Annotated in this window: 22 protein-coding genes; 7 read left to right on the top strand and 15 right to left on the bottom strand. The window is 32.7% G+C overall.

Going from position 1 to position 22,449, the window contains the following annotated elements:
• Positions 1-369 (bottom strand): S24 family peptidase, encoded by a 369-nt coding sequence (locus GB234_RS08485; RefSeq protein WP_151894115.1) that lies wholly within the window; start codon positions 367-369, stop codon positions 1-3.
• A gap of 263 nt (positions 370-632) precedes the next feature.
• Here GB234_RS08485 and GB234_RS08480 point away from each other — a divergent pair, with 263 nt between their 5' ends.
• Both GB234_RS08480 and GB234_RS08475 read left to right on the top strand, forming a co-directional pair.
• Complete coding sequence (locus GB234_RS08480; RefSeq protein WP_151894114.1) at positions 633-2,060, top strand: L-serine ammonia-lyase; 1,428 nt, start codon at positions 633-635, stop codon at positions 2,058-2,060.
• Positions 2,061-2,329: 269 nt separating this feature from the next.
• Positions 2,330-2,827: a hypothetical protein gene (locus GB234_RS08475; RefSeq protein ID WP_151894113.1), complete on the top strand. Its 498-nt coding sequence runs from the start codon at positions 2,330-2,332 to the stop codon at positions 2,825-2,827.
• Positions 2,828-2,839: 12 nt separating this feature from the next.
• Here GB234_RS08475 and GB234_RS08470 read toward each other — a convergent pair whose 3' ends face one another.
• The gene (locus GB234_RS08470) at positions 2,840-3,304 is read right to left on the bottom strand and encodes a nuclear transport factor 2 family protein (protein WP_151894112.1); all 465 of its coding nucleotides are present in this window, start codon (positions 3,302-3,304) and stop codon (positions 2,840-2,842) included.
• Positions 3,305-3,365: 61 nt separating this feature from the next.
• On the opposite strand from GB234_RS08470, the gene panB reads away from it, so the two are divergent.
• Positions 3,366-4,184: a 3-methyl-2-oxobutanoate hydroxymethyltransferase gene (gene panB, locus GB234_RS08465; protein ID WP_151894111.1), complete on the top strand. Its 819-nt coding sequence runs from the start codon at positions 3,366-3,368 to the stop codon at positions 4,182-4,184.
• Between the two features lie 41 nt (positions 4,185-4,225).
• Positions 4,226-4,942 carry an RluA family pseudouridine synthase gene (locus GB234_RS08460; protein WP_151894172.1) on the top strand — a complete coding sequence of 239 codons (717 nt, stop codon included), beginning with the start codon at positions 4,226-4,228 and terminating at the stop codon, positions 4,940-4,942.
• Positions 4,943-5,042: 100 nt separating this feature from the next.
• Here GB234_RS08460 and GB234_RS08455 read toward each other — a convergent pair whose 3' ends face one another.
• The 8 genes from GB234_RS08455 to GB234_RS08420 all read right to left on the bottom strand — a co-directional run bounded on the left by GB234_RS08455 (position 5,043) and on the right by GB234_RS08420 (position 14,010).
• Entirely contained in the window at positions 5,043-5,696 is a 654-nt protein-coding gene (locus tag GB234_RS08455; RefSeq protein WP_151894110.1) for a response regulator transcription factor, read from the bottom strand.
• Positions 5,674-6,462 carry a sensor histidine kinase gene (locus GB234_RS08450; RefSeq protein WP_151894109.1) on the bottom strand — a complete coding sequence of 263 codons (789 nt, stop codon included), beginning with the start codon at positions 6,460-6,462 and terminating at the stop codon, positions 5,674-5,676. The genes GB234_RS08455 and GB234_RS08450 overlap by 23 nt, the downstream gene beginning before the upstream one ends.
• Positions 6,438-7,151: a hypothetical protein gene (locus tag GB234_RS08445; RefSeq protein ID WP_151894108.1), complete on the bottom strand. Its 714-nt coding sequence runs from the start codon at positions 7,149-7,151 to the stop codon at positions 6,438-6,440. Before GB234_RS08445 ends, GB234_RS08450 begins: the two co-directional genes overlap by 25 nt.
• A 233-nt stretch (positions 7,152-7,384) precedes the next feature.
• Positions 7,385-8,230: a 5-oxoprolinase subunit C family protein gene (locus GB234_RS08440; RefSeq protein WP_151894107.1), complete on the bottom strand. Its 846-nt coding sequence runs from the start codon at positions 8,228-8,230 to the stop codon at positions 7,385-7,387.
• On the bottom strand, positions 8,223-8,945 hold the full coding sequence (pxpB, locus tag GB234_RS08435) for a 5-oxoprolinase subunit PxpB (protein WP_151894106.1): 723 nt from the start codon (positions 8,943-8,945) through the stop codon (positions 8,223-8,225). Before pxpB ends, GB234_RS08440 begins: the two co-directional genes overlap by 8 nt.
• Positions 8,942-9,682 carry a 5-oxoprolinase subunit PxpA gene (gene pxpA, locus GB234_RS08430; protein ID WP_151894105.1) on the bottom strand — a complete coding sequence of 247 codons (741 nt, stop codon included), beginning with the start codon at positions 9,680-9,682 and terminating at the stop codon, positions 8,942-8,944. Before pxpA ends, pxpB begins: the two co-directional genes overlap by 4 nt.
• A gap of 118 nt (positions 9,683-9,800) precedes the next feature.
• A complete protein-coding gene (locus GB234_RS08425) occupies positions 9,801-11,024 on the bottom strand; it encodes an Nramp family divalent metal transporter (RefSeq protein WP_151894104.1) in 1,224 nt (407 codons plus the stop codon).
• A gap of 109 nt (positions 11,025-11,133) precedes the next feature.
• On the bottom strand, positions 11,134-14,010 hold the full coding sequence (locus GB234_RS08420; protein ID WP_151894103.1) for a M16 family metallopeptidase: 2,877 nt from the start codon (positions 14,008-14,010) through the stop codon (positions 11,134-11,136).
• A 292-nt stretch (positions 14,011-14,302) separates the two neighbouring features.
• On the opposite strand from GB234_RS08420, the gene GB234_RS08415 reads away from it, so the two are divergent.
• Complete coding sequence (locus tag GB234_RS08415) at positions 14,303-15,112, top strand: methyltransferase domain-containing protein (protein ID WP_151894102.1); 810 nt, start codon at positions 14,303-14,305, stop codon at positions 15,110-15,112.
• A gap of 96 nt (positions 15,113-15,208) precedes the next feature.
• Here the strand turns inward: GB234_RS08415 and tssO are convergent, their stop codons facing one another.
• Genes tssO through GB234_RS08390 form a run of 5 tightly spaced genes read right to left on the bottom strand, consistent with a single transcriptional unit; the run spans position 15,209 to position 20,264 of the window.
• A complete protein-coding gene (tssO, locus tag GB234_RS08410; RefSeq protein ID WP_151894101.1) occupies positions 15,209-15,703 on the bottom strand; it encodes a type VI secretion system TssO in 495 nt (164 codons plus the stop codon).
• A gap of 50 nt (positions 15,704-15,753) precedes the next feature.
• Entirely contained in the window at positions 15,754-16,914 is a 1,161-nt protein-coding gene (locus GB234_RS08405; RefSeq protein WP_151894100.1) for a hypothetical protein, read from the bottom strand.
• Positions 16,915-16,930: 16 nt separating this feature from the next.
• The gene (locus GB234_RS08400; protein ID WP_151894099.1) at positions 16,931-17,953 is read right to left on the bottom strand and encodes a PKD domain-containing protein; all 1,023 of its coding nucleotides are present in this window, start codon (positions 17,951-17,953) and stop codon (positions 16,931-16,933) included.
• A 30-nt stretch (positions 17,954-17,983) separates the two neighbouring features.
• Entirely contained in the window at positions 17,984-19,822 is a 1,839-nt protein-coding gene (locus GB234_RS08395) for a type VI secretion system baseplate subunit TssF (RefSeq protein WP_151894098.1), read from the bottom strand.
• 7 nt (positions 19,823-19,829) lie between these two features.
• A complete protein-coding gene (locus GB234_RS08390) occupies positions 19,830-20,264 on the bottom strand; it encodes a GPW/gp25 family protein (RefSeq protein ID WP_151894097.1) in 435 nt (144 codons plus the stop codon).
• A gap of 227 nt (positions 20,265-20,491) precedes the next feature.
• Between GB234_RS08390 and GB234_RS08385 the strand changes: the two genes are divergently transcribed.
• Positions 20,492-21,523 (top strand): NlpC/P60 family protein, encoded by a 1,032-nt coding sequence (locus GB234_RS08385; protein ID WP_151894096.1) that lies wholly within the window; start codon positions 20,492-20,494, stop codon positions 21,521-21,523.
• A 6-nt stretch (positions 21,524-21,529) separates the two neighbouring features.
• The gene (locus GB234_RS08380; protein ID WP_151894095.1) at positions 21,530-22,447 is read left to right on the top strand and encodes a hypothetical protein; all 918 of its coding nucleotides are present in this window, start codon (positions 21,530-21,532) and stop codon (positions 22,445-22,447) included.
• The last annotated feature ends 2 nt before the right edge of the window (positions 22,448-22,449 follow it).

The raw sequence follows: 22,449 nt of genomic DNA, 5'->3' as shown, positions 1-22,449 counted from the left end.
TCATTTTACCTTGTGAATTATATATGTAATAACTCCCCAAAGCGTAAAGGAATGCGTTGATGAAGATAGTGGTATATAGATAACATTAAAATCTCCTTCCTCTACGACTAAAGCTAAATCTCCAGCTCGAGGTGTTATTGCTTTGTCTATAATTAACACATCGTTATTTAATATCGAAAATTGGGACCACGCATCTCCTTCTACTCGCACATAAAAAGTAGCATCTTTTTGTTGTGTAAGCTCTTTATTAAGATCTATGGAGGGCTCCAAATAGTGCGTTGCAGGACTAGGAAACCCCGTTTGTTTAGAAACTTCTGACTCATGCCGAGCATCTTGCTTTTTTATTTTTCCGATAATAGTGTCTTCCATATTACAAAATTAGGAATATTTCCATATATTTGGATTATATCCTATAATTTAACTTTTAAAGATATCAACAATGAAAATGCAACTTAAAACGGGACCCGTTAGAAAACAATATTCACTTTATAAACACGATAGAATATAAGTAACATAACAAGGCTTAAATAATTATAATATTAAATCAATAACTAGAATAATTTTAGCTTCCCAATGCACATCTAGGCAAATACTATCCTATATTTGTTATTGTAATTTCTAGAATTAAAGTTATGGAAAGCATCAGTGTTTTTGATATGTTAAAGATAGGCGTAGGCCCCTCAAGCTCACATACATTAGGGCCTTGGCGTGCTGCAGGAAGATGGATTGACCACTGTAAGCGTCATGGCTATTTTAATGAAATTGTTGCAGTTTCGGTTGACTTATACGGTTCACTTTCATTAACAGGAAAAGGACATGCTACAGATATTGCTGTACAATTAGGACTCTGCGGTTTTGACCCAGTTACATTTCCGATAGAAAATATTGACAAAGAAATTGAAAATATTGCTACTCAAAATATATTAAACTTAAACGGAGAACTCCAAGTACCTTTTATCCCAAAAGAACAGATAATTTTTAATCGAAAATTTTTAGATTTTCACCCTAACGGAATAACATTTCGATGTTTACTAAAAGATGGTACTAAGCGGCACATGTCTTATTATTCCATTGGCGGTGGTTTTGTGGTTCAAAAAGAGCGAAAAAGAGCCAAGAAGAAAATTGAGAAATTTAGCAAATTTCCTTTTCAAACCGAATCTGGAAAAGATGTTTCAAAACATTGCAATGAACAGGGTTTTTCTATTTCAGAAATGGTACTACAGAACGAACTTTCCCTTCGTTCTGAAAAAGAACTTAACGAAGGAATACAAGCTATCTGGGATGTAATGCTTGATTCTATGTATGTGGGCTGCCATACGGTGGGTACGCTTCCTGGCGGGCTCAATGTACGCCGTCGTGCTTATGCTACACACAAGACATTGATGCCTGATGAAAGCAAGTACAACAATGCTACAGAGTGGATTAGTGCTATTCGAAATACAGAGGTTAAATTTAGACAAATCCTTAAATGGGTTTCCTGTTTTGCACTTGCCGTAAATGAGGTAAATGCCTCCTTAGGACGTGTAGTTACAGCGCCTACAAATGGTAGTGCTGGCGTTATTCCTGCCGTTTTAATGTATTATATGGTAATTGAAAACCACGATGCCAATTTTGAAGACGTGCGTAAATTTTTGTTAGTCTCCAGTGAAATAGGGAGTTTATTTAAAAAAGGAGCTACCATTAGCGCGGCTATGGGTGGATGTCAAGCTGAGATAGGAGTGTCATCTGCAATGGCAGCTGGAGCACTGACTGAACTTATGGGAGGCTCTCCTGAGCAATGTTTAATTGCTGCGGAAATTGCCATGGAACACCACCTAGGATTAACATGTGACCCCATTGGCGGACTCGTACAAATCCCTTGTATTGAACGAAATGCAATGGGCGCATTAAAAGCAATTAACGCATGCGAATTAGCGCTTGATGCAGATCCTTCACAAGCTAAAGTACCTATTGATAAAGTGATTGCTACAATGTGGCAAACAGCAAAAGATATGGCTAACAAATACAAAGAAACTAGCGAAGGTGGACTTGCCGTACAAGTGAATATGAGTGATTGCTAACACTTTTTAAAAAACAATAAGAGTTATTTTTATTAAATTATTTAAATTAAAACAAATTACAACATACTAATCTAGCAATATTGTTGTTATTATATTGAGAATATGAAATTTATGCTTAACCTCAAATTAGCATAATTAATTCCTATAATTCTCAAAAAATTCTATACGTAGCAGATTTACTTTCATTTTTTAATTCGCCAAATAATCTATTGAGCTTCTTTAGATTGCGAAAACTGTTAATTTAAAGAGCAGAAATAAAAACTACTTATATGAAAAAAATTATCTTAATATCTATCCTTTGTTTATTTGCCTCTATAGGTAATGCTCAAAACACCTCTATTGACGGTAGGCTAAAACCACTTCTCGAAGATTTTTTTAAACAATGCGATAACTACGGCATAGCGTACCATGAAAAACTTTTTAAGTTAAAAAAAATTGCGGTTGTTGAAGATTTGAAAACGAGTCCAAATGGTTCTATTCTAGGAATGCTGCAAAGAGACAAAGACGGCGTAGTTGAAAATATTGTGGTTAACTGGGTAGCCATGCTCGATACCGAAATATTAAAGGTTGTAGCTTTTCATGAATTTGGACATTATTTTTTGGAATACAGCGAACATACCTGCAATGATTGCGGCACTATAATGGCTCGTGTAAATAGCAGCTATTTCATTATTGCTAATGACTGGGACAATCAGTTAAAAATATTATTTAAGCAATCTCCCGCATATAAAAACAAACTAAATACGGTTGTTTCAACCGCATATTGAGAACAAAAAAAATTAATCTAAGCACCCTTCAAACCTTCGGGAATCTATGAGATGTAGTATTCTCCACCCCTCATTTGTTTTTGTTAATGTAAAAGCATTAGCTCCACAGTGACTAAAATTTCCGTTGAAATAAAATTTATAAGGAGTCCAAACATGCGCTAGATTACCATCAATTTGAATATTGTAGTCAAGTAACTGCTCATCCCACTTTTGACTTGTTGGTCTATTTGCTATAGATGTTAAAAAACTTGTTACGTTTGAATCTTCTACTTTATGTTGACCATCTTTAGTGGAATAAGCAGTTTGCATAACCATATTTGAAGCCATTGTTTGACTCATTTTTAAGGTGTCTCCCTCATGAAATCCTTCAAAAAAAGTATCTATTATAGATTTGGCATTTTGTTTTGTAAATTTTGATTGTGCATCTGCATTTAAATTACAGATAAAGAGACAGATAACAATAATGAGCGACTTCATGTTTTCAAGATATAGTTGATACCATTCAAAATTAGTACTTTTACGGTCAATAATTTAATTTATGTCTGTAGCAAAAAAAGAATATAAGCGTATCACCACAAAAACACTGGTAGATATGAAGAAGCGTGGAGAAAAGATCTCTATGTTAACTGCCTACGATTATACGATGGCAAAAATTGTTGATGGTGCGGGAATCGACGTAATATTAGTAGGAGATTCTGCATCAAATGTAATGGCTGGGCACGAAACTACACTACCCATTACACTGGACCAGATGATTTATCATGCAGCGTCTGTAATTAGAGGTGTTGAAAGAAGCCTAGTGGTTGTGGACATACCTTTTGGTAGTTATCAAAGTGATCCTAAAGAGGCGTTACGTTCTGCAATTAGAATTATGAAAGAAAGCGGTGGTCATGCTGTAAAAGTTGAAGGAGGTAAAGAGATTAAAGAATCTGTTAAGCGCATTCTCAATGCAGGGATTCCTGTCATGGGGCATTTAGGCTTAACACCACAGAGTATATATAAATTTGGCACATATACTGTACGGGCTAAACATGAAGAAGAAGCAGATAAATTGAAAGAAGATGCTTTATTACTTGAAAAAGCAGGCTGTTTTGCAATTGTTTTAGAAAAAGTGCCTGCAAAACTTGCTGAAGAAGTCGCTAAAAGCCTAACTATCCCAATTATAGGAATAGGTGCAGGTGGTGGTGTAGATGGACAAGTATTAGTTACGCATGACATGCTAGGAATGACTCACGAATTCAATCCTCGTTTTTTAAGACGTTATCTTGATATGTATGCCGAAATGACTAATGCTTTTAAAGCATACAGCATTGACGTTAAGAAAGGTGACTTCCCTAATGATGACGAGCAATATTAAGATTTGATTCTCAAAAGATTTTAAAGCTCTCAACTGTGGCAATTAAAAACTATGATAATAAGCTAAGCACAGCTAATAATCTCCAAGTTATCTTTGAAGATAATCACTTGTTAGTGGTCAATAAACGCCCTGGTGATATAGTACAAGGAGATAACACTGGTGACAAACCCCTTTCGGAAGTTGCAAAAGAATATATTGCTGCAAAATATAACAAACCTGGGGCGGTTTACTTAGGAGTTGTACATCGTCTTGACAGACCCACAAGCGGTGTAGTTATTTTTGCTAGAACTTCAAAAGCACTTACTAGACTTAATAAACTTTTTGCCGAAAGAAATACCCAAAAAGTATATTGGGCAATAGTCAAGAATACTCCTAAAAAACACAATGATCGCCTAATTCATTTTTTAAAACGTAACCCAAAACAGAATAAAAGTTACGCACATATTAAAGAAGTTCCTGATAGTAAAAAAGCTATTTTAAGTTATCAACTTATCAAAAAATTAGATAATTATTCACTACTAGAAATTCACTTAGAAACTGGGAGACATCACCAGATTAGATCTCAACTTTCAACAATAGGAAGCCCCATCAAAGGAGATTTAAAATATGGATTTGATAGAAGTAATAAAGACGGTTCTATACATCTTCACGCAAAAAAAATGACGTTAGTACATCCCGTACTTAAGGAAAAAATTACCTTTATCGCACCTCCACCTCAAGATGTAATCTGGAATTTATGCCAAACAACACAGGATTAACTAACGCTTTATGTAGTCAACTATAATTATTTGATTATTAATTAATTATGTGTAATTTTTAGACAGGGCTAAATTTACAAATGTGCTTTTTTTCAATATCTCAATGATGAAATAAGTTATTTTTTAAAGCATACATAACAAGCCCTACTCTATTACGTAAATCTAGTTTTTGAAATAAAGCTTGCCTATAGCCATCTATTGTTTTTGGACTTAAAAACATTTCCTCAGCAATTTCTTTATAGGTCATTTCGGTACAACAAAGTTTTATAAAAACTAGCTCTTTTTCCTTAAAGATAATCTCATCTATTGAAGTATCTTTCCCTATTGAATTTATCAAAGTTTGAGATACGTGCTCTGTATGGTAAAATCCTTTTTCATGGACTTCATACATTGCCTTTTCTAATTCCTCAGGGTGAATATCTTTTAACAAATATCCATTTGCTCCTTTACGTAACATTTCTAAAACAGTTAGCTGTTCATCTTCCATTGATAATGCTAGTACTTTAATTGTAGGATATTCTTTGTGCAGCCACTCCATCGTTTCTGGTCCGTTCATAACAGGCATATTTATATCTAATAATATTACATCTGGAATTTCAGAAGAAAGATTTAATTTGTCTTTCAATGTTTTACCATTTTCTGTAAAGAAAAGCACATCAAATCCATTAAGTGACTTAATTAATTGCATTAAAGAACTTGCAAATAATTGATGGTCATCAACGATTACAATTTTAATTAGTTTTTGTGAGGTCATTATACGGGGATTTTAAAAACAATGAAGTTCCTTTATTAGGTGTTGATGTTATTTTAAATTCTGAATTTAAAAGGTTTGCTCTACCTTTCATAGTCTCTAATCCATTACTTCTGCTCTTAACTTTATCATCATACCCTACTCCATCATCATCCATGGTTATAGTCACATAGGATTCTTCATAAGCAATGCGCACACTTAGTACACTTGCCTTAGCGTGTTTGAGCACATTAGTGCAAAACTCTTGAAATATTCTAAAGATTAATATCTCTTTATCACTTTCAAGAACAATCACATCACCATCAATTTTTAGAGTAGTATTTAAAAATTTCATTCTATCAAAACGAGAAAGTTCATTTTTAATCGAATCAACTAAGCCATTTTTGAGTATAACATCACTATTTAAAGTCTTTGATAATAGCCTTACTTCGTTTAAAGTTTGTTTGATGGTTTGAGAAGCCTCTTCTAAAGAATATTTGTTCTCTTGAGGTGCTTTCATTGAAAGTAAATTTAGTTGCATATTAGCAACACTTAGTAACTGTCCAATATTATCATGAAGCTCCCATGCAACATTTTTTAGTGTTTGTTCTTGAATCTCTAATCTTGAGGTTTCAATTTCTTTATCAAAACGTTGTTGTGCGTTAACTTTTTCAACTAAAAATTTATTTTTCTTCTTCTGAAATGCAGTAATAAAGAAAATGGTAAATACAGTAAATCCTAGCAGTACCGCAATAACATAAGTAATTAGTAAGATTTCTTCTTTAGACATATTAGAAAACCAAAAATATAAATGGAATATACCAATAGATTTACGAATAGCAAAGCATTTGATTGTAACTGAATAAAATCCTCACTAATGTCTGACTTAAAAAAACCACCATAAATCGCAAAAGGAACAAAACATAAACTTAAAATAGTAGCACCAATCGAAATATAAAATGGTAAAAGCAGCTTAAAGTTTAAAATTTCGTCACTACGCAAAAGTTGGATATGATATACCCCAATCGAAAATAAAAGTACTGTAGTACCTGCTAAATCTGTATATACTGAAAGTGTTCTAAAAAAAACATCTGTGAATAACAAATTAATAATACTTGTTATAGCAAATACCCATAACAATATGCTAATAAGCTGTATATGCCATTTTGTACGTATTTTCCACTTAAAATAAGTACTATAAAGCAGAAAGCTAATAATTGAATAAATATTATACATCCAAGTATTTTGAGCATACTTAGTATCCTTAATAAATCCAAAATACTCATAATTAGAAAAATAAGCTATTGGAGAATAAATTGACATCAATTCTATTAAAAAAGTAAGGGCTAGCAAACCAACAATCAAATAATCACTTTTGGTTGGTTTTATGGTTTTTAAATAAATTAACCCCGCAATAAGTGCTAATAATTCTATTATAAAAATAGGTAACACATCAAATAGATAATCGGTTAGTTCCATTTAATAAGTCTTTTGAAATCACCCTTGACCTCCTTAATCGCTAGATCCATGCTATAATTATTATCTGAATCATTAAGGAATTCTTTAGCTCGCACAAGCATTATCATTGAAATAGCTTTACTTATTATTTAATTTTCATTGTAATTTTTAAATGTAAGTAAATATAAATCCATTAAAAATTTATGAAGTGAAATCATAGAAAAACACTTAAAAAAATTAAGGGTATTTTCCCCTTAATTTTTCAATAGAAAAGTGATACGCTCCATTGGTTGTTTTTGGCTCAAAACATCAATCGCCTTAGATGTAAGCTGTAAAACTCTAGCATATCCACCAGTAGTTTGAGCATCACGCATTAAAACAATACACGTTCCCGAAGGAGTAACTTGAACTGTCCCAGGCTGCACAGCGCTAGTAATTATATCGGGAGGGTTAATATTTAAAATATTTCCTAAAAGGTATGCCATACGGTTACTTTGTGGGTTTATCACTCCTTTAAAATTGAGTAAAATTTCTTGTTCTTGCGTAGTCAACATGTCAAATTCTGGTCCTTTTGTTACTTCAAGATATATTTCCGAAGAAAGTTTTTTGATAATATTATCTTCTGAAATTTGAAAACCCTCTACCTTAGGTTGTTTTAAAGATAATTCATCTCCTTTTTTAAGCTGATATAAATTTGTAACACCTTTATATTGACTATAACTACCTAAAATTTTTTCTACGTCAAATCCTCCTTTTACAGCGATATATCCTCTCATTCCTTGTTGTGCTGCTCCTATTTTTAATGTACTATTATTCTTTACATGAACACGTTTAAACATAGGCACCTCCACTCCATTTAATATAGGATTAAATATTGCGCCAGTGATACAAATAAAAGTATCAACTTCAAAAAATAATGTAGGACCAAGCATTGTAATCTCCATCACAGCTTCATTTTCAACATTATTTAAAACAGTATTTGCAAGAGTAGCGCTCGCCATGTCCATTGCCCCCGATACAGGTATTCCCTGATTGCGATACCCAAATCTACCTCTATCTTGGATTGTTGTAAAAAGACCGCTAGTAAGTAATTTAATCATCAAGAATCTCCTTTCTTATTCGATATTCGCCCATTTCTATTTGATGTGAAATAGTTTTAAATTCTTCTTCAGAAATTTCATAAAATTGAACCTTATCACCTGCTTTTAAAAGGCTACTTGCTTTTGTAACTGAAAATAATTGTAAAGGAGTACGTCCTATTATATTCCACCCCCCAGGAGAATCACTGGGATAAATTCCCGTTTGTTGACCTCCTATAGCAACACTACCAGCTAAAACTTGTGTGCGAGGCTGTTGTTTTCGTTTTACAAATAACAACTCATCAAGTCCTCCTAAATATGGAAATCCAGGAAGGAAACCTATAAAATAAACTGGATATATTAGGGCTGTGTGGCGTAATATAATTTCAGGAATTGAAATCTTTTTTTGCCTTGAAATTTCTAAAATATCTAAACCAAATTTACTCTTATAGCACACTGGAATATGAACAAGAAATCTTTCGGTTTTTAAAATTTCCGAAGCCTCAATATTTATTTTTTTTATGACCTCTATAAATTTATTTAATTGCACCGACTCTTTTAAATAAACGGCCAATGAATTATATGCAGGAACAAGCTCTATAATTTTATTGCTATAATTATTAGTAAGATAATTTTGAAACTGCAATACGTTATTGTGAACTTTTGTTGAAATAACTTGCTCCCACTCTAATATAAATGCATTGTTGCCGTAAAATTTTATTTGTGGGTATTTCATGAAACGATAATATTATTTTGAGGCAGATCGTCTATAATAAATTTTAATATTTCAACTGCATTTTTCTGGTCACCGTGAATACAAAATGTACTCGCTTTTAATGACACCTCAACACCTATTACCGTATTTACACTTTGATCAATGACAATATTTAATAATTGATTAAGAGCTATCTTTTTGTTTTGTATCAAAGCACCGTTTTCTTTTCTTGAAACTAATGATAAATCTTCATTATACGCTCTGTCGATAAATGCTTCGTACTTAATGGGTAATAAATTTTTTGCCTTTTCGGCAAGTACAGAATTAGGTGGCACGTATAACACAGGGCGCTCTCCTGTTTCTAAAATGGCTTCAACTACAGCATCTGCTGTAGGCGCATCTTTTGCTGCATAATTATAAAGTGCGCCGTGTAATTTTACATGATGCATCTTCATTTTTAATTGATCACAGCAATTATAAAATAACATTATTTGTTCATAAATAGACCGCGTTAATTCTTTTTTAGTCATTGTGATTAAAGCCCTTCCAAAGTTATCCTTATCTGGAAAAGAAGGGTGTGCTCCTACTTTTACATTATGCTTTTTTGCTAATTTTAAGGACTTTAAAATAGTCATCTCATTCCCCACATGACCACCACATGCAATATTACATGAAGAAATTAAAGGCATTATTTGAGCGTCATTACTCATACCTTCTCCAAGGTCTGCATTGATGTCTATTTTAATTTTGTTGTGCATTAATTGAATAACATTAAGCTTTAATTTTTTTTCTACTGAATTTAAGTGTTTTCAAACAAATAAAGGTTTTGACTATGCTCTGCCAGGCATAGGGTAATTTTTGAACATATAAATAGTTTTAAAGTAAACCTATTACTTTTAAAATGGTTCTTGCTCCCAGAATTATAGTTGTGATTAAAATGATACTACCTAGAATGTTTTGAAATTTTGAATTTACATAATTTCCTAATACATTTTTTTTGTTTACTACCCACAATAAAAAACCAGCAATGATAGGGAGCAGCAATCCATTAGCTATTTGAGCGAATCGAATGATTTCAATAGCACTAAACCCAATGGAAGAAAATAATACTCCTAACACTAAAACAACACCCCAAACCATTCTAAATTTTACATTCTTTAACCCTACTTTCCAATCAAAAACTCCCTTAGCAACATAAGCTGCAGCAAGTGGTGCGGTAATTGCAGACGTAATTCCGGCAGCAAATAACCCTATGCTCAATAAATACTTTGCGGCATTGCCATAGAGTGGTTCTAATCCTTTTGCAAGATCTGCAGCATTTTTAATTTCGGTTTGTTGTGCTGCTGCGGCACAGATAATAATTGCAATTGATACTAACCCACCTAGTGTAATGCTAATATATAAATCCTTTCTTGCTGCTTTTAAATCTGCCACACCGTTCCATTTCTCAGAAACTAGCGAGGCGTGCAAAAACAAATTATACGGCACTACAGTTGTTCCCACAAGTCCTATAATCATTAAAACACTTTCTTCTGGAACGGTGGGGATAAAAAGACCTTTTAAAACTTCGGAAATATTAGGGGTGGTACTTATTGCTGCTATTATAAATGAGAGGCTCATTAAAATTACTAATGAAACTAACGCTTTTTCAATGAGCTTATAATTTCCGAGGAACAGCAAAATAAAGGCAATACTACCAATTAACAAACTCCAAAGGTTTAACTCAAAGTCATTAATATTTAAAACAGCAGTATTGACAAGCGTTTCAAGACCTAAAACTCCTCCGCTAATATTCCCAGCTTCGTATGCAGCGTTACCTATTAAAATTGCTGATAACATCAAAACAACCGCCCCTACTTTGAGTGCCGGGTTTTGTATTTCGTTTTTAACCACTGTTGCCAGACTCTTACCTGAAATAAGCCCTAATCTAGCTGCCATTTCCTGCAAAACAATTGTGGCAATAATTGATAAAAGCATTGCCCAAAGGAGCGTAAAACTATATTGAACCCCTGCAAGTGTGCAAACGGTTACAGTACCAGGCCCAATAAATGCAGCTGCGACGAGCGTTCCTGGGCCTATGTTTTTGAATGGATTTTTCAAGTTGACTATTTTTGGTTGTTGCACATTTTAGCATTAAAGATAGCTTTTTCAAATAAAAAAGAGCCTCGAAAATATCGAGGCTCTTTTTAATGTATTAGAAAGATGTAAATTACATTTTTACATTTTTTAGTTTTACTTCTTCTCCATCAGTATCTAGAAGTTTTACTTCATCAAAGCCCATATCCTTAAACTGTGCATATTGTGTAGCGGCATCTCCAACAACTAAGTAAGCCATTTTTGACTCATCTAAGTACTTATTAGCTAATTTTTTGTGTTCTTCTAACGTCATTGCTTTTACAACTCCTTCTTCATCTTCAATATAGTTTGCAGGCAAGTCGTAACTACTACGCTCCTGCAACATTCCTAGTAAAGAACCTTGAGTTTCAAAACGACGTGCGTTTGATTTTATCAAGGCATTCTTAGTAAAATCTAAGTCTTCTTGAGAAATTCCGTTTTTGTAAGCTTCTATTTGTTCTTTAAAAATCTTTACAGACTCGCCTGTAGTATTTGTACGTACGCTTGACGATGCGGTAAATGTTCCTGGGATCTTGCTACCGCTAAAGTTTGTTCTCGCACCGTATGTAAATCCTTTCTCCTCACGTAAAATGAGATTTACATTTCCGCTGAAAGAACCACCCAATTTATAATTCATCACTTCGGCTGGATAAAAATCCTTGTCTGTTCTTGGCATTCCAATGTAACCTATATTAATTACAGACTGTTTTGCATCTGGTACATCAACAAAATATAGAGACGCCTTATCTCTCGCTGATGCTATAGGAAATTCTGGAATAGTTACTTCTTTTGCCTTCCAGTTTGATTCTAGATCCTTTAATTCTTTCATCACTGCACTTTTGTCAATTTTTCCAACTACGTGGAATTTAGAAATTGATGGTGAAAAATTATTTGTATAAAATGCTTTTAAATCTTCTATTGAAATCGCCTCAACACTTTCTGGTGTTCCACTGGTTGGGTAGCTAAAAATATGGTCTTCTCCGTACAATAACTTGTTATAAACATTACTTGCAACTCTATCTGGATTTGCAGATGAGCGCTTAATGTCATTAATAGTTTTAATCTTAATACGACCAAATTCCTCCACATCAAAGCGTGGCTCTAACAAAATCTCCTCGATTAAATCCATTGTCTTCCCAAAGTTACGTGTTAATGTATTTCCTTGAATTACAATAGACTCTCTCGTTGTGTACATGTTAATAGAAGCACCTAACATCTCTATTTCCTCTTCTAATTCTAACGGTGTTTTATTTGCTGTCCCTTCCATCATAATATCGGTCATCAAATTTGCAACTCCGTTTTTATTTTTATCATCAAGCAAATGACCACCTTCCATTACAAGGCTAAAGTTTACCGTAGGGATTTCGTTTTGTTCAATACCATAAACTTCCATTCCATTACTCAACTCAGCTGTCCAAGATGATGGAATTTTTAAAGCTGGACTCTCTCCTGTTTCTGGCGCAACAGATCTGTCAAAATTTGACGGTGTTTTTAAAACTTCACTATCTGCTTCTGCAATGTCCACTGCAACATTCTCAGTGATTTTCTCTTCTACTACTGGCGCCTTTGTAGAGTTTTCTGTAATCAATTCTAATTGTCCTTTAGGAACAAAACTTGTCATTACATATGGCTGCCCTTTTATGTATTTGTTATATACACGTGTAATATCTTCTTTAGTTACTTTCTTGATATTCTCAATATCCTGTTCAATAAAACTAGGGTCTCCAGTAAACTCATTATAACTCGCTAGTTGAAAAGATTTTCCGAGAACACTACTTATGCCATTATAAAAGCCAGTTTCAAGTCCTGCTTTAATGCGCTCAACATCACGGTCTGTAATACCTTCTGTTTCAAATCTTGTAAATGCTTCATTAACTCCAGCTTCAACATCATCAAGGTCCACACCATCATTTGCCGTTATGTTTATTCTAAATGTTCCTGCTAACTCATTTGATGAGTTATAAGAATATGCTCTTGATGTTAACTCTTTTTCTTTTGTTAATACTTTGTATAGCGGTGCATTTTTTCCGCTAGAGAATAATTCACCTAAAAAATCTAATGCATAGGCATCATCTGTATATTGTTCAACAGTATGCCAAACCATATTTAATTGTGGTGCCTTTGCAAAATTATCTTCGTGATATAAGCGTTTTGTTTCTTCAAGTTTTACGGGCATAGGTGTTAAGCGAGGAACATCTTGACGTCTCTTGATTTCACCAAAATACTTTTCAACTAACTCTTTTGCATTTCCAGTTTCAAAATCACCTGCAAGCACGAGTGTTGCGTTATTAGGACCATAATACATATCGTAAAATTCTTTTACATCTTCAACGGTTGCATTTTGAAGGTCTACTAACTCTCCAATTACTTGCCAGTTGTAAGGGTGTCCTTCTGGATAAAGGTTTTTATCAAGCACCCAACCTGTATGCCCGTATGGATTATTATCTACACGCTGGCGCTTTTCATTTTGAACAACTTCTTGCTGGTTATAAAATGCAGCTTCAGTAACTGTATTAATTAAGAACCCCATACGGTCACTCTCCATCCATAACACTTTTTCGAGTGCGTTGTTAGGGACAATTTCATAATAAATAGTACCATCTTTCCAAGTACCTCCATTTAAAGTTCCACCTGCATCTTGAATGTTTTTAAAGAATTGGTCTTGTGGCACATTTTCTGACTCCTGAAATAACATGTGCTCAAACAAGTGAGCAAATCCTGTTCTCCCTGTTTTCTCTCTGTTTGAACCAACGCCGTACTGAATAGCTACAGATACAATAGGGTCACTTTTATCTTGGTGCAGAATTACTTCTAGCCCATTATCTAAAGTATACTTTTCAAAGTCAACTGAAAGTTTAGCACTTTCTCCCCCTCCTCCAGAACTAACACCTCCAGTGTCTTTACAAGAAGTAAATGAGATTGCGATAGCCATCATAAAGAACAATGGCGTTTTTAAATGTCTTTTTATCATTGGTTTATGTTTTATTTAACAACGCTAAAGGTACTCTGAGCGTATTTTATTTTTCTTAAAGAAGTGTTAAAGTGGTTTCACTCAATATCACTTAAATCTCATAATTAACAATATGAAGTTATATTGAATTATTAAATAAGGTTTGATTTTGAATGGCTTCGGAAATTTTAATTTATTAATATTTCCGAAGAAAATAATACCCTCAACTATTCAATGTGAAAAAAGTGTGTTTTAAGCCTTTTTACTTTCATTTTTATTTTTACTAACTTTATAGACAACTAACTAAAAACCAATGAAAGAAAACAACGCCTACATTTTAGGGACTGACACGAAAGAACTACATCGCTTAGGGGTTCAACATCAAGTATGGGCTAGTGAAGCACAATACGGATGGAGTTTAGCAAAATTTAGAGAAGGACAAACTTTGTTAGATTTAGGAAGTGGCCCAGGGTTTTGTACTCAAGAATTGGCATATACCGTAGGAGTAAAAGGCAAAGTCATTGGCATTGATTTATCCACAGCATATATTAATCACCTTAAACAGATTGCTGCAATACATCATCTTCCTATTGAAGGAATAGTTTCTGATTTTAATGAAATGAATTTAACTCCCAATAGCTTAGATGGTATGTTTTGTCGATGGGCATTGGCATGGCTTTCTAATCCAAAAGAAATTTTACATAAAGTATATGATGCTCTTAAACCCGGAGGAAAAATGGTTATTCATGAATATTACGATTGGTCAACGCACCAAACCGAACCTCACAAACCTAAATTAACAAAGGCTATACATGCCGCAATGCAAAGTTTTAAGGGTTCGGGTGGCGAAATTAATATAGGGCGTGAATTACCTAGAATTTTTCAAGAACTTGGAATGAAAGTAACACATTCTAGACCTATGCAAAAAATAGCAACGGTAGATAACTTGTCGTGGCAATGGCCTAAAACATTTTATTACAGTTATTTTCCCCGTCTAATTGAAGCAGGACTTTTAACTCAAGAAGAAGTTGTAGAAGCGCTTCAAGAAATGGCAGAATTGGAAAGTACTCCTGGAGCTACTCTTTGTTGCCCTTTGATGATAGAGGTAATTGCAGAAAAATGATTTAATCTATATATTGAAAACGAACAAAACCGAGCGTATGTCTCGGTTTTATTGTTATTTGACTTCTGAAAATATAAATTGGACTACTAAAATTTTTTATTTAATCCTAAGTTCTCGTTCTGCTTGTTTTAAGTCCTGGCTGCATTTTTCATATGCGTCCTTATATTCTTCTATTGTATTTTCTGCATCACTTAAGGAACGCAACTTTTGTTTATTTGCTATTAACTCTAGGTACATATCAACAATTGAGCTGTGCATATCGTATAAGTATGTTGAGTCCTTTGTAGGTAATGATTTTTGCATATCTACAAGCTTACTGCTAATCATTTTTGATTCATAGTCAATCTGTGCTCCAGGAACGTCTAAAGAATCTATCATTGCCTTTACTTTTTCCATGTCCTTATAAAAGTTACTTTGGAATTTAGTTTCTTCGTTTAAGAATTTAGATTCTGCTCTTAATAAATCATTTTCTTTTGTTGGCACTCTAAAATTAAAGTATACAGCTGCTACAACCATCCCTACAGTAACAACAAAAAGTGCTAAGAATTTTAAAAATGCTGAACGTCTATCTTTGCTATTTTTTGGTTTCATACGTGTTTTAATTTATGGTTGTTAGTTTAAATTGTTTAATATTTCAGAAGTTAATCTAGTAAGAAACTTCTGCGGCTTTTTACTTCTGTATTATCTACTACTTCTTCTTTTACAAAAATACCAGAATCAGATTTCTTACCAATAAAATCTAATTCATTTAGTTTTTTGAATAACGATAGCATTAATTTTGTAAAATCTGAAGTTTTTACGAGCGCTTCATTGAGATTTGTATGGACGTATTCCATTTCTATAGTTTCAATTAAAACATTTTCAAATGCTCCTTGATTTAAGTCACACCAGTCTGTCAAGTAGTTTAGGAAGTCTTCTTTTCCAGTTCCTACGTGAACATCAAGACTACTTTTGATAACCCGACCAAGATTTACAATTCTAGAGATCATTTGTACTGGCGGGGCATATCGGTCTTTAAATCTAAAGTCTGTAATACTACCGTTTAAGTGCCTAAGCACTTGCTCTGTGAGATGTAATGCCATTATAGCAAGGTCATTGGTTTGCTTTTTTTGGTGTATTTTTTGAATGATATGCATGGAATACGCTTCCATTTGATTTAAAAATGTTCCTATACCATTATATGTAAATTTCAAATCTGGGTGGCTCTGAACTGAGCGACACGGTGGAATAAAATCTGGGTCAATACTTGGTTTACCATTTTCTAGAATTATTTTTCCAATAGTTATATGCTGTTTTCCTATTTCTTGAGTTGAAACTTCGGACTTTGGTAAAATATCTAGTTTATATTCTGGTAAAACATGTGGGTGTCTTGGCGGTTCTTCATCTGGGTCTGCATCGCCTACAGGAATTCTATTAAAAGGATTAACAGTTAATATTACAAACCATTCATTATCATCTTTTTGAATAGCATATTCTTGTTTCAATATGTATCCAGATTGCTCTAATAATTGACGAGTTTGATCGTTGATATCAATCTGATACCCTCCAAGTGTAATTGCACGACATCTATTTAACACTACTGAAATGGTATCTTGACCGTCAACTGATAGTGATATGTCTATAGCACTTCCATACTCACTATAATCTGGGAGTAAACCAAAGTTTATAGGAGAAATATCTTTTTGTTCACTTTGATTAATATGAGACAATAAAGAATGTTCCATTTCAATAAAATGGTCTTTATTTATCTTCATTCCATCAATCCAGTTGACGCGGTGTTGATTTCTTTTTTTAGTTTCCATACGTTTTCATTTTGGTTTAAAACCAACTTTTTTTGTATTCCACTGCTAAATTATCGATACAGTTTGAACCTTTTTTTCTGAAAATTTGAAGCTTTTTAAGTTTTATTTTCTTTCCTTCAATATCCTGACAAAAAACTAGAAATGTAGTATTGTCTCCATTCACTACAATAGGTTTATTAACATCTCCACAGAAAAAATCTGAAAAAGATTTAGCAGTTAGATCCTCTGTTGATACTAAAAGCACTTTTCTTGAAAATTCTTTCTCACTTATGTAAGGTGCCGCACTAGGTTTTTCACTAGTTGTAGGGGCGTCTTTAATTGCATTTATAGGTGCATCTTTGATGGGAGCTGTACTTGGTGCGTCTTTTATTCTCGACGGACGGTTACGTTCTATTTCAGCGATATCTGCAATTCCAGTTTTTTGTCCAGGTATAGGTAGTACTTCAATTCTCTTTTTAGTAACATAATCTAAATCACCATTTACAACTAAAGAAATTGTTTTGATTCCAGGTTCTTCATAAACGTATTTTGCATTTTTAGTGTTTGCATCGATTGATGAGTTTTCTCCAAAACGCCATTCCCATGTTGTAGAATTTTCAGTTTCGTCTTTTACTCTTAATGTTTTACCGACTCTAATTTCTGAAGGAATTTCAAAAATAGGAAGCTTTGTAGAATCTAATAATTTTAATTTTTCCTTTATTACAATAGTTTCTACGCGCTCACATAGATTATTTATTTTTAATTTAATTTTATATTCTCCTTCTTTATCAAAAATATGAAGTGGACTTTTAACCGTTGAAACTTCAGAGCTATCTCCAAAATTCCATTCCCATTGTGAAGCATTTGGACTATTATCTTTCAATTTCACCATATCTCCTACGCGATATTCTTTTGCGTCCATAGAAAACAACACCTCATTACATGAAGCCCTATTTACATATTTATAGGTTACTGTTCCTGCAGAAATTAGAAAAAAGCCCAGAAATAACAAAAGAACTGAACGGTCAAGATGGTTTGTAAGGTTTTTATTTGTACTCATAACAAGAGATTTAACTTTGTAAAAATATGATTAATTTACCATTTTTATTTTATAGGGAAATACATTTGTTGAATTTTTTTTAAGATAAAGCATTAAATTATTGTTTAAAGATTGCCATTCTTCATCTAAGGTATCTATCTGTTTATTAATTTGCAATTCAATCTCTATAGATTGTGTAAGACCTTTGTTAGTACCTATTCCTGTAGTAAATCCCTTTTTAACATCAACCCCTTTTATTTTTTGTCCATACATTTCTTTACAAAGTGCAACAATGTCTTGCTTAGTAACTATCCTGTCTCTAGAAAGCAAAGATCTTCTATATGCATTTAATCTATCTTGCATACTTAATGTGTTTTTACCACCTAAAGTAGTTGTGATTAAATAATTACCTGAAGATGCTACCCCTACTCCTTTAGTATTATTTAATACAGTACCTAATTTTAAATTGTTTGCTACATTTCCATGTGTAGTCCAATAATCAACTACAATAGTTTCATTGGGTTTATATGGAGTTAAGAAAACATAATTAGTTTCAGTTTTATCCTCTTCAGACTGTGAAACTTTTTTTTCTATAACTGAAAGTAGTTGATTTAAACTCTTTAAATTTTTATTAAGGAAGTCATTATTCATAAAAGAAAATGATGCACTTTCATCCTTTAAAAGCTCAATTAAATGAACTACGTATTCACGAGCTTTTCTCTGGTCTAGCTTCCCTATATTATCATTACGAAGCACAAAAGTACCCTTGTCTTGGTTCACATTATCTTTATTTCGAGCTCTATAAATTTTTCCATTTATATTCGCAATTGATTGTATATCAAAGAATAAATCTTCTGTCTTAATAGGAAGTATATTTATAAATTCTTTAATTTTATAACTTAAAGTATTAAGCTCTCTGTTAATAATAGGAATAGCATTTAAAGTAGCATAACAGTTTTTAAGTGTGTTATTTGCTATAATTCTTGGGAACTCCACTTTTATCCATCGTAATTTCGAATCAACTTTTATTTTATTAGTAGAAATAAATGTATCCAGCTCTTCAAAGTTAGATGCATTGATACCTTTTTGGTTTTTATTACTTTTAATTGTTATAAAATGCCTCCTATAATTATTAAGTATTTGTTGTCCTGTAAAAGTTGCTTTATTTGCTACAGTATCAAAAATATTTTTAACACTAGTTGTATCTTCATCATCACTATTATAATAACCATCAATAACCCTTAGTTTAGCATTTTGCCAAGACCATTTTGTATTTCGTAAATGATGGTAAAACAAATCTTTATGCTCTATATCTAACAATTCAATAAAAAAAGATATGTCATTTAGACGCAGTTCTTCAATATCGCTTGAAATCCCAAAATACATAGTTGATGGCGGCAACTTACCAGACTCTTTATGCTGAAAAACAACCTCTCTTTGTTTTGACTCGTCATACATGCATACCATATTATCACAAGCAATATGAGTAATATGTGCATCAATTAAAGTACTAGGCTGAGCTGGAGAAAAATAAATATCTTTATATGTACGAGAAGTTTTATCATTGGAGATGGACTTGCGACACATAAACATAAACTCCTCCTCTATTTTGACAGTATCATCAACAGGAAAAACTTTTAAGACACCATGAGCTGGCTTCGGTCCCGTGACAGATTCAGGAGTCATCAATTGAATAAGCTTTTCGGTAATACGAGTTTGTGATTGATTAACTTCGTTTGAAATTTTTTCCATTTCCGAAGCACAAGCCGTTATTAAAAGAGCAACAATGGGATCAAAAGATATTTCAATCTCGTTTGCAGGCACATCCCACATGGTCGCCGCCTTTTTAATCATACGGTTTTTAATCTGTTCTTTCGTTTCTGCTCCCATAAATTTATTAATAAGATAAAGGTCCTAAATAAAAATACTCAACATAGCTAAATGCTTCGTTCGTTTTATTTACACGTGCGGTAATATGAATATCAATTTTCTTTTTTATTCGGTTAGACTCTGTCATTCCAAATAATTCCTCCTGCTTTACTTTAACTTCAACACGTATATTTGACAGTCTTTTTTCAATACGATTTAACGACTCCTCGAGGCTCTCAACTATAAAAGCTTTAAGTCTATTTGAACTTTTTAAGTTATCAAAATCAACTAACCAAATAGCACTACCAAAATCCTCATCAAAGGTACACTCTCCAAAATATGATGTATTTGCTAAATGAATATAATGAGCAATAGATTCATTTATTGTACACGAATCATGCATACCTCCAGATAGCATTTTATTTGCTTGAAGCGGCAATGTATAATACCTATTATTCTTCATTTTTACTTAATTTTATTTTCTTCGGAAATGTAACTAATTAAAGTATTTTATAAGTCAATTAAATGTTATTAAAGCTCCGTAAATATAGTAATATTAACTATTAATCATAATAAGCTACATTTTGCCTAAATTTTGATGATTTCATCGAGTAAGGGGCTAAAAAATTTAGTAAATGATTATATTTATCTTTAAATTAAAAAAGACCTCAAATTATTAAACCTAAATTTATGAAAAAAACACTTCTTCTAATTGGACTTCTTTTATTTTCGACAATTGGATTTGCTCAAACATTTGAAGGCACTATTATTGACGAAGAATCTAGAACCGTAATCAGCTACGCAGTAGTTAGTATTGACGGTGCTAAGATTCAAGCAACTACAGATCTAGACGGCAAATTTTCTATAAGTGATGAATTACCTAGAGGAGAACAAGTTGTAATAGTTACAAAAGAAGGGTATGAAGATCACTATTTTTTAATAGATGTAGATCCTGATAAAAAAGTAGTTGTAGAGAATATAGGCCTAGAAATGACTAAAGACGAAATAAAACGTCGAAAAAAACTACGTAAAGCGCAAGAAAAGGAAGAAGAGCAAAGGCTTAAGGATGAAGAAGACAGACTTAAAGAAGCAAGAAAAAATAGAGAAAAAGAAGAAAAACGCTTAGCTAAAGAATTAAAAAAAGCCAAAAAAAGAGGTGGCAGCATAGAGGTTGACTATGAAGATGCAGTTATAGATAGTGAACCAAGAGAAACAGATCCAATAGTAGACGAGCCAATAGAAACATCTGATGTTGAAGAAATTTCACCTATACAAATTAAATATGGAGCTATTTTAGGAAAAACACCTGAAGAAATAACAAACATTCAACTTTACACATTTATTGATGATTGGATGGGGACACCTTACAAAATGGGTGGCGCTAATACTGACGGAATAGATTGCTCTTCATTCGCACAACGACTTTTCACTGGAGTTTATGGCATGTATATAGAGCGCACAGCCCAGAAGCAACGTGATTCTAAATATACTGATGAATTTTCTGGAAAACAATATTTAAAAGAAGGTGATTTATTATTTTTTGGAGAATCTGAATACGAAATAAGTCATGTGGGAATTTATCTTGGTAACAACTACTTTGTTAACGCTACTTCTAGAAGAGGATCTACCGGAGTTTCTGGTGTTAAAATAAGCAACCTTGCAGAAAATTATTGGTCAAAAAAATTCATTTCAGCAGGAAGAAGACACGTTAAAGACAACTAATTAGCCTTGGAAAAATCAACCTTTGAAGCAATCAGCGAAGAACTAAACACCCTTTATGAAAATATAAAGGCAGAGGTAATTGTTGGTGAATTAGAGAAAAATAGTGAAGCTATTGCAACAGATTTTATTATCCAAAATAAAAGCACATTCTCTAGACCTTACCGCAGAGATATTTTAAATATAGATTCCCTCATTAATACAGAGAAAATTACATTAAATCTTTCTCGAAATGGAATTTACGACACCCTGCCAGAAGGTTTTTTTCATAAACCACAAGCAAAACAAGATGCAGAGGATTATTTAGCAAAAAGGAAACAGTTTCAAGAGCAAGAACAAGAAGCAAGAACTTTTTTTTCACCAATTGAAAATGAATTTTTTTATCAAAAATTTCAAATAGAAAAAAAAGAAAGAGAGCTTTTAAATGATTTTTATAATCTAAATGATAATTTTTTAATTGAATTTTGGGATTTAGACACTAGCATACCATCAGAATATCGTTTAAAATTAATCAAACTATTGCCTTATAATTATAAAATAGCGGGTAATTTTGAATTAACAAGAAGATGTTTGGAAGAAATCCTAAACGTTCCTGTATTATTTAAAGAGATGTATTCAAATTCTCAAGAAAAGAAAAAAAACAATTCTCGTTCAAATCAATTAATATTAGGCGTTGACACAATATTAGACAGTGAAAATAATGCTATTTTTTATCCAGAATTAAATGTAACAATAGGCTCAATACCTACTGATAAAATTGATGATTTCATCAGTAAAGATGGAGTGCGAAAATTTATTATTTTATTTTTCGAGTATTTTATACCAATTGAAATTCAAGTTATTATTAAATTTACCGTGAACAACGAGGAAGGATTTTTATTAAACAAAGAAAATGCTCCTATCATGGGAATTTCTACACAAATTTAAAA

It is taken from the genome of Patiriisocius marinistellae (assembly GCF_009014635.1).
Lineage (GTDB): Bacteria > Bacteroidota > Bacteroidia > Flavobacteriales > Flavobacteriaceae > Patiriisocius > Patiriisocius marinistellae.
The sequence above is the reverse complement of the archived record's forward strand: the minus strand, read 5'-3'. Positions and strand labels throughout refer to the sequence as shown.

Bases quoted from the DNA above. Each gene is read 5' to 3' on its own strand.
- GB234_RS08485 (WP_151894115.1), bottom strand. From the start codon at position 369: ATGGAAGACACTATTATCGGAAAAATAAAAAAGCAAGATGCTCGGCAT.
- GB234_RS08480 (WP_151894114.1), top strand. From the start codon at position 633: ATGGAAAGCATCAGTGTTTTTGATATGTTAAAGATAGGCGTAGGCCCC.
- GB234_RS08475 (WP_151894113.1), top strand. From the start codon at position 2,330: ATGAAAAAAATTATCTTAATATCTATCCTTTGTTTATTTGCCTCTATA.
- GB234_RS08470 (WP_151894112.1), bottom strand. From the start codon at position 3,304: ATGAAGTCGCTCATTATTGTTATCTGTCTCTTTATCTGTAATTTAAAT.
- panB (WP_151894111.1), top strand. From the start codon at position 3,366: ATGTCTGTAGCAAAAAAAGAATATAAGCGTATCACCACAAAAACACTG.
- GB234_RS08455 (WP_151894110.1), bottom strand. From the start codon at position 5,696: ATGACCTCACAAAAACTAATTAAAATTGTAATCGTTGATGACCATCAA.
- GB234_RS08450 (WP_151894109.1), bottom strand. From the start codon at position 6,462: ATGTCTAAAGAAGAAATCTTACTAATTACTTATGTTATTGCGGTACTG.
- GB234_RS08445 (WP_151894108.1), bottom strand. From the start codon at position 7,151: ATGGAACTAACCGATTATCTATTTGATGTGTTACCTATTTTTATAATA.
- GB234_RS08440 (WP_151894107.1), bottom strand. From the start codon at position 8,230: ATGATTAAATTACTTACTAGCGGTCTTTTTACAACAATCCAAGATAGA.
- pxpB (WP_151894106.1), bottom strand. From the start codon at position 8,945: ATGAAATACCCACAAATAAAATTTTACGGCAACAATGCATTTATATTA.
- pxpA (WP_151894105.1), bottom strand. From the start codon at position 9,682: ATGCACAACAAAATTAAAATAGACATCAATGCAGACCTTGGAGAAGGT.
- GB234_RS08420 (WP_151894103.1), bottom strand. From the start codon at position 14,010: ATGATAAAAAGACATTTAAAAACGCCATTGTTCTTTATGATGGCTATC.
- GB234_RS08415 (WP_151894102.1), top strand. From the start codon at position 14,303: ATGAAAGAAAACAACGCCTACATTTTAGGGACTGACACGAAAGAACTA.
- tssO (WP_151894101.1), bottom strand. From the start codon at position 15,703: ATGAAACCAAAAAATAGCAAAGATAGACGTTCAGCATTTTTAAAATTC.
- GB234_RS08405 (WP_151894100.1), bottom strand. From the start codon at position 16,914: ATGGAAACTAAAAAAAGAAATCAACACCGCGTCAACTGGATTGATGGA.
- GB234_RS08400 (WP_151894099.1), bottom strand. From the start codon at position 17,953: ATGAGTACAAATAAAAACCTTACAAACCATCTTGACCGTTCAGTTCTT.
- GB234_RS08395 (WP_151894098.1), bottom strand. From the start codon at position 19,822: ATGGGAGCAGAAACGAAAGAACAGATTAAAAACCGTATGATTAAAAAG.
- GB234_RS08390 (WP_151894097.1), bottom strand. From the start codon at position 20,264: ATGAAGAATAATAGGTATTATACATTGCCGCTTCAAGCAAATAAAATG.
- GB234_RS08385 (WP_151894096.1), top strand. From the start codon at position 20,492: ATGAAAAAAACACTTCTTCTAATTGGACTTCTTTTATTTTCGACAATT.